At 77.4% G+C, this 9,506-nt stretch carries 13 protein-coding genes and 1 tRNA gene; 9 read left to right on the top strand and 5 right to left on the bottom strand.

Annotated features, from left to right (window positions below; genetic code table 11):
- Positions 1-990 (top strand): molybdopterin-dependent oxidoreductase (locus tag WCS02_RS13665; RefSeq protein WP_340294139.1); only part of this gene is annotated, 990 nt, incomplete at its 5' end.
- Positions 991-1,033: 43 nt separating this feature from the next.
- On the opposite strand, the gene WCS02_RS13670 is transcribed toward WCS02_RS13665, so the two are convergent.
- The 5 genes from WCS02_RS13670 to WCS02_RS13690 all read right to left on the bottom strand — a co-directional run bounded on the left by WCS02_RS13670 (position 1,034) and on the right by WCS02_RS13690 (position 3,689).
- Entirely contained in the window at positions 1,034-1,660 is a 627-nt protein-coding gene (locus WCS02_RS13670; RefSeq protein WP_340294141.1) for a hypothetical protein, read from the bottom strand.
- Positions 1,657-2,319 (bottom strand): hypothetical protein, encoded by a 663-nt coding sequence (locus WCS02_RS13675; protein WP_340294143.1) that lies wholly within the window; start codon positions 2,317-2,319, stop codon positions 1,657-1,659. The genes WCS02_RS13670 and WCS02_RS13675 overlap by 4 nt, the downstream gene beginning before the upstream one ends.
- A gap of 101 nt (positions 2,320-2,420) precedes the next feature.
- A tRNA-Leu gene (locus WCS02_RS13680) sits at positions 2,421-2,502 on the bottom strand.
- Positions 2,503-2,530: 28 nt separating this feature from the next.
- Positions 2,531-3,160: a hypothetical protein gene (locus tag WCS02_RS13685; RefSeq protein WP_340294145.1), complete on the bottom strand. Its 630-nt coding sequence runs from the start codon at positions 3,158-3,160 to the stop codon at positions 2,531-2,533.
- Between the two features lie 46 nt (positions 3,161-3,206).
- Positions 3,207-3,689, bottom strand: coding sequence for a peroxiredoxin (locus tag WCS02_RS13690; RefSeq protein ID WP_340294147.1), 483 nt, complete (start codon positions 3,687-3,689; stop codon positions 3,207-3,209).
- 110 nt (positions 3,690-3,799) lie between these two features.
- Here WCS02_RS13690 and WCS02_RS13695 point away from each other — a divergent pair, with 110 nt between their 5' ends.
- The 8 genes from WCS02_RS13695 to WCS02_RS13730 all read left to right on the top strand — a co-directional run.
- Positions 3,800-4,852 carry an energy-coupling factor ABC transporter permease gene (locus WCS02_RS13695; protein ID WP_340294149.1) on the top strand — a complete coding sequence of 351 codons (1,053 nt, stop codon included), beginning with the start codon at positions 3,800-3,802 and terminating at the stop codon, positions 4,850-4,852.
- On the top strand, positions 4,853-5,674 hold the full coding sequence (gene cbiQ / locus WCS02_RS13700) for a cobalt ECF transporter T component CbiQ (protein WP_340294151.1): 822 nt from the start codon (positions 4,853-4,855) through the stop codon (positions 5,672-5,674).
- 4 nt (positions 5,675-5,678) lie between these two features.
- Positions 5,679-6,524, top strand: a complete 846-nt coding sequence (locus tag WCS02_RS13705; RefSeq protein WP_340294153.1) for an energy-coupling factor ABC transporter ATP-binding protein — start codon at positions 5,679-5,681, stop codon at positions 6,522-6,524.
- Positions 6,525-6,529: 5 nt separating this feature from the next.
- Entirely contained in the window at positions 6,530-6,841 is a 312-nt protein-coding gene (locus WCS02_RS13710; RefSeq protein WP_340294155.1) for a DUF3618 domain-containing protein, read from the top strand.
- Complete coding sequence (locus tag WCS02_RS13715) at positions 6,838-7,398, top strand: DUF427 domain-containing protein (protein WP_340294157.1); 561 nt, start codon at positions 6,838-6,840, stop codon at positions 7,396-7,398. The genes WCS02_RS13710 and WCS02_RS13715 overlap by 4 nt, the downstream gene beginning before the upstream one ends.
- A 65-nt stretch (positions 7,399-7,463) precedes the next feature.
- A complete protein-coding gene (locus WCS02_RS13720) occupies positions 7,464-7,757 on the top strand; it encodes a GroES family chaperonin (protein WP_340294162.1) in 294 nt (97 codons plus the stop codon).
- A complete protein-coding gene (locus tag WCS02_RS13725; protein ID WP_340294159.1) occupies positions 7,754-9,229 on the top strand; it encodes a cytochrome P450 in 1,476 nt (491 codons plus the stop codon). The genes WCS02_RS13720 and WCS02_RS13725 overlap by 4 nt, the downstream gene beginning before the upstream one ends.
- 10 nt (positions 9,230-9,239) lie before the next feature.
- A partial coding sequence (locus WCS02_RS13730) for a hypothetical protein (protein ID WP_340294161.1) occupies positions 9,240-9,506 on the top strand: 267 nt, incomplete at its 3' end.

Genomic DNA, 9,506 nt, shown 5'->3' on the forward strand with positions numbered 1-9,506 from the left:
GTGTCGTCGGCCCGCGCGGGCGGGGCCCGGTCGCGCGCCGCGGTGGTCCTGCCGGCGGCGGCCGAGCCGCTGCCCCCGGTCGAGGCGTCGGCGACCTTCGACGCGGTGCGCGGCATCACCCCGTTCCGGACGCCGTCGCGGGACTTCTACCGGATCGATACCGCGCTCGTCGTGCCGTCCCTCACGACCGCCGACTGGTCGCTCCGCATCACGGGGCTCGTCGAGCGCGAGGTCGAGCTCGGCTGGGACGACGTCCTCGCCCGCAGCCTCGTCGAGCGCTGGACCACGCTGAGCTGCGTCTCCAACCCCGTCGGCGGGGACCTCGTCGGCAACGCGCTGTGGCGCGGCGTGCGCACCGCCGACCTGCTCGCCGAGGCGGGCCCGCTGCCCGGCGCCGACATGGTGCTCTCGCGCAGCGTGGACGGCTGGACCGCCGGCACCCCGGTCGAGGCGCTCACCGACGACCGCGGCTCGATGCTCGCCGTGGGGATGGACGGCCAGCCGCTGCCGGTCGAGCACGGCTTCCCGGCCCGGCTCGTCGTCCCCGGCCTGTACGGCTACGTCTCGGCGACCAAGTGGGTCGTCGAGATGCAGCTCACCCGCTTCGCCAACGCGCAGGGCTACTGGACGCCCCGCGGCTGGTCGGCGCTGGGCCCGGTGAAGATCTCCTCCCGCATCGACGTGCCCGGCGGCACGGTGCCCGCGGGACCGACGGTCGTGGCCGGCGTGGCGTGGGCGATGGACGTCGGCGTCGACGCGGTCCAGGTGCGCGTCGACGGCGGGCCGTGGGCCGAGGCCGACCTGTCCGACGCCGGCACCAGCAGCACGTGGCGGCAGTGGCGCTGGGAGTGGGACGCGACGCCCGGCACCCACGAGCTGCAGGTGCGCGCGGTCGACGCGGCCGGCGAGGTGCAGCCGGAGGAGCCCGCGGCCCCCGCCCCCGACGGCGCGCAGGGCTACGACCGGGTCGAGGTCGTCGTCGAGGGGTAGGGCCCGCTCCAGAGCACGGTGCCGCCCGGAGGGAGGCCGCCGCTCAGAGGACGGTGAGCGTGACGGCCCAGCAGCCGCAGGCCCAGAGCACGCTGGCGAACGTGCCGATCATGAAGCGCTCCGGCGCGGCCGGGACCTTGAGCTCGCCGAACCGGCCCAGCCCCTTGACGGCGAGGACGACGGCGATCCCCTCGGGGCTGGCCGCCGCGAGGGTGCCGAACGTGGCGACCCGCTCGAGCACCCCGAGCGTCGCCCCGCCGCGCAGCAGGCCCGGCGCGGACAGCGTGGCCAGCGGCGGCCGGGCGGGCCGGGAGGTGGTGACGTCGAGCGACACCGTCTGCAGGTCCATCCCCTCCGCCGCGCGGGCCGCCGCGGGGTCCGCCAGGCGGAGCACCCCGGTCGCGAACGGCGAGCCGCCCGTGGCCGCGGCGAGCAGGAGCGCGGCGACCGCCGCGACGAGCGCGACGCCGTCGAGCGGGGCGGCGGCCAGGCCCACCAGCCCGGCGGCGACCAGGGGGACCAGGAGCGCGGACACGACGACGGCGCCGAGCCACGGCGGGCCCGTGACGATGCCCGGCCGCAGCGAGAACGGCAGGAGGACCGAGCAGCCGACGGCGAGGGCGGTCAGGAGGACGAGGAGGACCGCGACCAGCACGGGGTCGGTGCTCACCCGGCCCGCCGCGGCGACGGGGCCCGGTCGCCGAGGTCCTGGCCGGCCCGTGACGAGGCGGCGTCGGCCTGCTCGAGCAGGCGGACCACGACGGCGACGGCCTCGCTGTGCTGGCGGAACAGCGCCGCGCCCAGCCGCTGGCCCACGGCCTGGCGGGTGACGCCGAGGGTGCGGGCCGCGTCGGTCTGGGTGGACCCGCCGCGGACCAGGGCGATGGCCTCGCGCGCCTCCTCGCTCCAGCGCAGCGCCACCGTCAGGGCCAGCGCGAGGACCGCGTCGGCGTCGCGGACGGTGGCCGCCGCGTCGTCGGGCAGCCCGCCCGGGACGAGACAGACGTGGTGGTGCCGCTCCTTCGCGGTCTCCACCGCCTCGCGGGCGGCGGTGTAGGCAGGTCCGCGGCCCGCCCGCGTCGAGGCGGGCAGCGGCAGCTCGACCGGCCCGACGCCGAGGCCCACCGACCAGCGGCCGTCGGCGACCAGCGCCTCGAGGGCGGCGACGGCGCGCACGGCGTCACCGGGCACGCCCTGCAGCTCGTCGCCCGCGGTCCGCTCGAACCCCCGCAGCGGGTCCGGCACGACGCGGCCGAGCAGCGCCAGACCGTCCCCGACCAGGTCGGAGCCGCTCCTGCTGCCCCTCTGGTCGGCCGTGAGCACGATCACAGGGGAAGGCTAGGGGCTGGCGCCCCCGCGGGCCATGGTCCTGCGGGACCGGGGCAGGGGGGCTCGCTGCCCACCCGGGCGCCGGCGTCGGCGACCACGCGTGCGGGAGGCGGGACTCGAACCCGCACGCCCAGGGGCACAGGATCCTAAGTCCTGCGTGTCTGCCAGTTCCACCACTCCCGCGCCCGGCCAGCCTAGGACGCGGCGGCCCTCACCAGGTGAGGTCGGGCCGCCCCGCCGCGGCCGCGCGGAACCACGCCGAGGAGGCCGGGCGCCACAGCAGCACGAGGCCAGCGACGACCAGCGCCGCCATGACCGCGCTGAGCAGCCACTCGAGCAGGTCCGTGGGCGCGAGCAGCCCGGACACCAGCGTCACGCCGTTGAGGGCGGCCAGGACCGTGCCCACGACGCGGCCGCTGCCCCGGTCGAAGAGCCGCGCGAACAGCAGCCACAGCCCGGCCGTGACGACCGTGACCACGAGGACCACGCCGAGGAAGACGTCGCCCGCCAGGTCGGCGAACGACGCGGGGTCCAGGCCGGAGGTCGTGGCGGCCTCGTCGAGGTCCGCCGCCGCCCCGGCCAGCAGGTCGTCGGCGGCGACGGCGGCGTGCACGCCCTGCAGCACGGCGACGACCGCCCCGGCGAGCATGACCTGGCCGAGCCGGACGACCGCCGGCGGCCGCGGCGCACGTTCCAGGTCCGACGGCTGCCCGGCGTACGGCTGCCCGGCGTACGGCATCCCGGGGGACGGCTGCCCGGCGGACGGCTGCTGCCCGGGGACGTGCTGCCACGGCTGCGGTGGCTGGCCGGGCGTGCGGTACGGGTCGTCGTCCTGGCTCACGGTGGTCCCCCGGGGATGTCGGCGTGCAGGCCAGTGTGCCGTGCGCTCAGGCGTCCACGCCGAGCTGCCGGCGCAGCATCGCCACGTGGCCCGTCGCCTTGACGCCGTAGCGCGCCCAGGTGACCACGCCGTCGGGGCCGACGACCACGGTCGAGCGCAGGACGCCGGTCACGGTCTTGCCGTACAGCTTCTTCTCGCCCCACGCGCCCCAGGCGGTCATCGTCGACCGGTCGGGGTCGGAGAGCAGCGGGTAGGGGACCGCGTCGCGCCCGGCGAAGGCGCGCAGCCGCTCGACCGGGTCGGGGGAGACCCCGAGCACGTCGTAGCCGGCCGCGCCCAGCGAGGCCAGGTTGTCGCGGAAGTCGCAGGCCTGCGTCGTGCACCCCGGCGTCATCGCGGCGGGGTAGAAGTACACGACGACGCTGCGGCCGTCCCCCCGGGCCAGCAGGTCCGCCAGCGACACGGTCGAGCCGTCGGCGGCGGGGAGGACGAGGTCGGGGGCCCGGTCGCCGGGCTGCAGCTGCGACACGGTCGTAGTTTCGCATTGCGCCCCGGACGGGGCGAGGTCACCATCGTCGGGCGGCCCCGTGCCGTACCCCCCTGCGCCCCACCGCACCACCTGTGACGAGGAGCATCCCTGTGCACGTGCCCGACGGCTTCCTGGACCTGTCCACCTCCCTGGCGACGGGTGCCGCCTCCGTCGGCGTCGTCGCCGTCTCCCTGCGCCGTGCCCGCGCCGAGCTGGCCGAGTCCACGGCCGCCGCCCCGATGGCCGGCCTGGTGTCCGCCTTCGTCTTCGCGGTGCAGATGCTCAACTTCCCCGTCGGCATCGGCACCTCCGGCCACCTCATGGGCGGTGCGCTCGCGGCCGCGCTCGTCGGCCCCTGGACGGCGGTCATCTGCCTGGCGGTGGTGGTGTCGTTGCAGGCCCTGCTGTTCGCCGACGGCGGGGTCTCCGCGCTCGGCACCAACGTGTTCCTCATCGGCATCGTCACCGTCGTCGTGGGCTACCTGGTCTCCCGCGCCGTCATGGCCGTCCTGCCGGGCCGGGCGTCCTCCGCCGTGCCCGCCGCGGCCGTCGGCGCCCTGGTGTCGGTCCCCGCGACCGCGCTGGTCTTCGTCGGCCTCTACGCCGTCGGCGGGGCCGCCGAGCTCGACCTCGGCCAGCTGACCGCGTTCATGCTCACCTGGCACGTCGCCATCGGCGTCGGCGAGGCCGTCATCACGGGGCTCACCGTCGGCGCGGTCGTCGCGACCCGCCCCGACCTGGTGCGGCTGGCCCGGAGGTACCGCACGAACCTGGTCGTCACGTCCGCCGACGGGCAGAGCCGCGAGGTCACCGCGACCCCGGTCGCCGACGGGGTCCGCCGGATCGGGCTGGGCTGGGTCGCCGGTGCGCTCGGCGTCTGCCTGGTCCTGGCCGGCGGCGTGTCGTCGTGGGCCAGCGCGAACCCCGACGGCCTGGAGTACGTCGCGGACCGGATGGGCTTCCTCGGCACGGCCGAGGACTCCGCGGCCTCCGGCAGCCCGTTCGGCGACTACGCCGTGGCCGGCATCGACAACCCGTACCTGGCGACCGGGCTGGCCGGGGTGGTCGGCGTCCTCGTCGCCCTCGGCATCGCCCTGCTCGTCGCCCGTCTCGTCCGCCCCTCCTCCGCCCCGCGGGACGACCGCACGAGCGAGAAGGTCTGAGTGGGCGCGGGCCACGCCCACGGCGCCTCCTCCCGCAGCGTCTCCGACGGGCTCTACCTGCACGGCCACACCCCGCTGCACCGCCTGCCGGCCGAGGTGAAGATCGTCGGGCTGCTCGCCTTCGTCGTCACCGTGGTGGCGACCCCGCGCGAGCAGGCCTGGGCGTTCGGCGTCTACGCGCTCCTGCTCGTCGGGCTCCTCGTCCTCACCCGGGTGCCGGCGCGCACGGTGCTGCGCCGGATGCTCATCGAGGTGCCGTTCCTCGTCTTCGCCGTGCTGCTGCCCTTCGTCGCGCTCGGGGAGCGGGTCGACGTCCTCGGGCTGTCGCTGTCCGTCGACGGCCTGCTCGGCGGCTTCAACATCCTCGCCAAGGGCAGCCTCGGCGTGGTCGCGGCGATCCTGCTGTCGGCCACGACGACCCCGCGCGACCTCGTCGTGGGGCTGCAGCGCCTGCGGGTGCCCGGCCTGTTCGTGACGATCCTGTCGTTCATGGTCCGCTACCTCGACGTGGTCGTGGACGACATGCGCCGGATGGCGCTGGCCCGTGCGGCCCGCGGCTTCCAGGCCCGCCACCTGGGCCACGTGCCCGTCGTCGCCAAGGCGGCCGGCGCGCTGTTCATCCGCTCCTACGAGCGGGGCGAACGGGTGCACCTGGCGATGGTCAGCCGCGGTTTCACCGGGACCATGCCGCAGCTCGGTGCCCCCGCCTCGCGCCCGGGCCAGTGGGCGGCGCTCGCCGGTGCCTGGTCCGTGGTGGCCGCGGTCGCCGTGGCCGCGGTCGTGGCCGGCGAGCAGACCGCCTGGCTCGTGGTGGCAGGGTGAGCGCGTGACCCCGCAGCCGCACGAGCCGGGCCTGCCCGCCCCCCGGGACGGGGCGGCGGCCGTGCCCGCCCTGGAGCTGCGCGAGGTGGCCTTCGCCTACCCCGACGGCCACCAGGCCCTGTTCGGCGTGGACCTCGTCGTCCCGGCCGGGCAGCGGCTGGCCGTCCTCGGCCCCAACGGCGCGGGCAAGACGACCCTGCTGCTGCACCTCAACGGCATCCTCGGCCGGGCGGCCGGCTCCAACGCGGTCGGCGAGGTGCTCGTCGGCGGGATCGCGGTGGCCAAGGACACCCTCGGCGAGGTCCGCCGCGCGGTCGGCCTGGTCTTCCAGGACCCCGACGACCAGCTGTTCATGCCCACCGTCCGCGACGACGTCGCCTTCGGCCCCACCAACCTGGGGCTGCGCGGCGCCGAGCTGGACGCCCGCGTCGACGAGGCGCTCGACGCGGTCGGGATGCGCGAGTTCGCCGCGCGGCCGCCGCACCACCTGTCCTTCGGCCAGCGCCGCCGGGTGGCCGTGGCCACGGTGCTCGCGATGCGCTGCCAGGTGCTGGTCCTCGACGAGCCGTCGAGCAACCTGGACCCGGCCAGCCGGCGCGAGCTGCTCGACGTGCTCGCCGCGCTCCCGGTCACCGTGGTCGTCGTCACCCACGACCTGCCCTTCGCCCTCGAGCTGTGCGAGCGCAGCGTCGTCCTGGACGCGGGCCGCATCGCCCACGACGGGCCCACCCTGGACGTGCTCCAGGACCCGGACCTGCTCGCCCGGCACCGGCTGGAGCTGCCGGTCGGCTTCGACCCCGCGGCCGTGGTGCCGCGGGGACGCACGGGCGCCGCCACGTCGTTACCGTGAGCCCCATGAGCAGCACCGAGCCCTCCCCGTTCCCGCCCTCCGCCCCGAGGCCGCCCGTGCTGTCCGGCGACCCCGACGCGCTCCAGGCGGCGATCCAGGCGCGCCGCGCCCACCTGTCGGGGACGCTCGACGAGCTCGCCCAGCGGGTCAAGCCCGCCAACCTCGCCGCGGACGCCAAGGAGGAGGCCGTCGACCGGGCCCGCCGCGCCGTCACCGACGAGCAGGGCAACCTGCTGTACGAGCGCGTGGCGGCCGTCGCCGGCGCCGTGGTGGCCGTCGTCGTCGCCCTCGTCGTGGCCCGGCACCGGTCCCGGTGACCCCTCCCGGGCAGGCTCCCGCCGGCCTGCTGCCGGCGCGGGGGCGCGCCGCCCGGGTGCCGCGGGGCGTCGTCCCGGAGGAGCCCGGGCCCGGCCAGACGTCGGTGTGGGACCACCCCCGCCCGCCGCTGCTCGTCCGCGACCCCCGCACGGTCGTCGTCACCTTCGGCGCCGAGGTGTGCCGGACCTCGGCCGCGCTCACGGTCCTCGAGACCTCCCACCCGCCGACCTGGTACCTGCCCGTGACGGCGTTCGCGCCCGGGGTGCTGCGTCCCGCGGCGGGCGGCTCGGTGTGCGAGTGGAAGGGCCGCGCGGCCTACCTCGACCTCGTCGCCCCGGACGGCCGGGTCGCCGCCTCCGCCGCCTGGACCTACCCGGACCCGACGCCCGCGTTCGCGGCGCTGGCCGGGCACGTGGCCCTGTACGCCTCCGCCGCCGACGAGATCACCGTCGCGGGCGAGGTCGTCCGGCCGCAGCCCGGCGGGTTCTACGGCGGCTGGGTGACCGACGACGTGGTGGGCCCGTTCAAGGGCGGGCCCGGGAGCGCGGGCTGGTGAGCGGCACGTCCGGCACCTCCGGCACCTCTGTCACGACCCCCGACGACGGCCGGCTGCCGGTGCGCATGCTCCACGACCGCCTGCTCGTCCGCGCCGAGAGCGACGGGGAACGGCGCTCCGGCGGCGGGCTCGTCATCCCCGCCACCGCGACCATGGGCCGCCGGCTCGCCTGGGCCGAGGTCGTCGCCACCGGGCAGCACGTGCGCCAGGTCGAGGTCGGCGACCGGGTCCTCTACGACCCGGAGGACAAGGCCGAGGTGGAGCTCCACGCGGCCAGCTACGTCGTGCTGCGCGAGCGCGACCTGCACGCGGTCGCCGCGCCGCGGGTGCCGGACGGCGGGACCGGCCTGTACCTGTGAGCGCCCCGCCCGCGCCCCGGCGCAACGCCCGCTTCACCGAGGTCGACGCCGACGGCCCGCTGCCCTGGCACATGGTCGCCGCGGTGCCGCGCATCCTGTCCGACGCCCTGCCGTTCCTCGAGGAGACCGCCGCGCGCTACGGCGACGTGGTGCCGTTCCCGATGAACGGCCGCCCGGCGGTCCTCGTCGACGGCCCCGCGGGGGTGCGGCGGGTGCTGCAGGACAACCACCGCGGCTACGGCAAGGAGACCATCCAGTACACCTCGCTGGCCCTGGTCACCGGTGCCGGGCTGCTCACCACCGACGGCGAGGTGTGGCGGGCGCACCGCCGCGCGGTCCAGCCCGCGTTCCACCGCGACACCCTCGCCCACGTCGCGGCGGAGTCCGTGCGCGCCGCGGGGCTCGTCCGCGAGGAGTGGGACGCCGCCCCCGGCCGGGTGGTCGACGTCGACGACGTCCTCATGCGCGCCACGCTGCACGTGGTCGGCCGGACCCTGTTCGGGGCGGACCTGGTGGACGGCGGCGCGGCCGAGGGCCACCGCCTCGTGGGCGCGGTGCACGAGGCGCTGGAGGTCGTCATGCGGCGCGCCACCCGGCCGTGGACGGCGCCGCCCGGCGTCCCCACGCCGACCGCCCGCCGCCTCACCCGCTCCCGCGCCACCCTCGACGAGGCGTGCGCGGCGATGGTCCGCTCGCGCCGGGCCCAGCGGGAGCCGGGCCACGACGTGCTCGGGCTGCTGCTGGCCTCCGGGATGACCGACGGCGAGGTCCGCGACGAGCTCGTCACCCTCGTCATCGCCGGGCACGAGACGGTCGCCGCCAGCCTCACGTGGACGCTGCGCCTGCTCGCCGAGCACCCCGAGGTCGTCGCCCGGGTGCACGCCGAGCTCGACGCGGTGCTGGGCGACGGGACCCCCGGCAGCGCTCCCGACGGCACTCCCGGCAGTGCGCCCGGCGGCACCCCCGGTGGGACCTCGGGCGGCACCCCCGGCGGCACGCGGTCGGTCACCTGGCAGGACGTCGCCCGGCTGCCGGTCGTGCGGGCCGTCGTCGACGAGGGGCTGCGGCTCTACCCGCCGGCCTGGGTCATCACCCGGCGGGCGCTGGCCGACGACGTCGTCGACGGGGTCCCGCTGCCCGCGGGGACGCTCGTCATCCTGTCGCCGTGGGTGCACCACCGCCGGGCGGACCTGTGGCCGGACCCCACCCGGTTCGACGTCGACCGGTGGCTGGGGGAGCCCGCCGGGGGGCGGCGCGAGGGGTACATCCCCTTCGGGGCCGGCCCTCGGCTGTGCATCGGCCGCGACTTCGCCGTCGTCGAGTCGGTCGTCGTGCTGGCCGAGCTGCTCCGGGACCGCACCGTGGCCCCGGCCGGGCCGCGCCCCGGCGTCGTCGCGTCGGTGACGCTGCGCCCGCGCGGGGGCATGCACCTGGCCGCGCGCCCCCGTCGTCCGGTGCCGCCGCGCCCCTAGCCTCGACCGGGTGACGACCACGCAGGAGCGGACCGCCCCCCGTCCCGCGGGGGAGGACGCGCCCGCCGCCCCGCTGCACCGGGGCCCGCTCGTCGCGGCCGGGGTGGTCCTGCTGCTGTGGGTGGTGTGGCTGCTGGTGCCCGAGGCGGCCAAGGTCGACCTGCTCGGGGCACCCGACCCCGGGGCCGGGGTCGACGCCCCGGCCGGAGCGCCCGGCGAGGGCACGGTGGCCGAGGGCGCGGAGGCCGAGGGTGCCGAGGGCGCCGGCGGCGCAGCC

This window comes from Aquipuribacter hungaricus (assembly GCF_037860755.1).
GTDB classification, from domain to species: Bacteria; Actinomycetota; Actinomycetes; order Actinomycetales; family JBBAYJ01; genus Aquipuribacter; species Aquipuribacter hungaricus.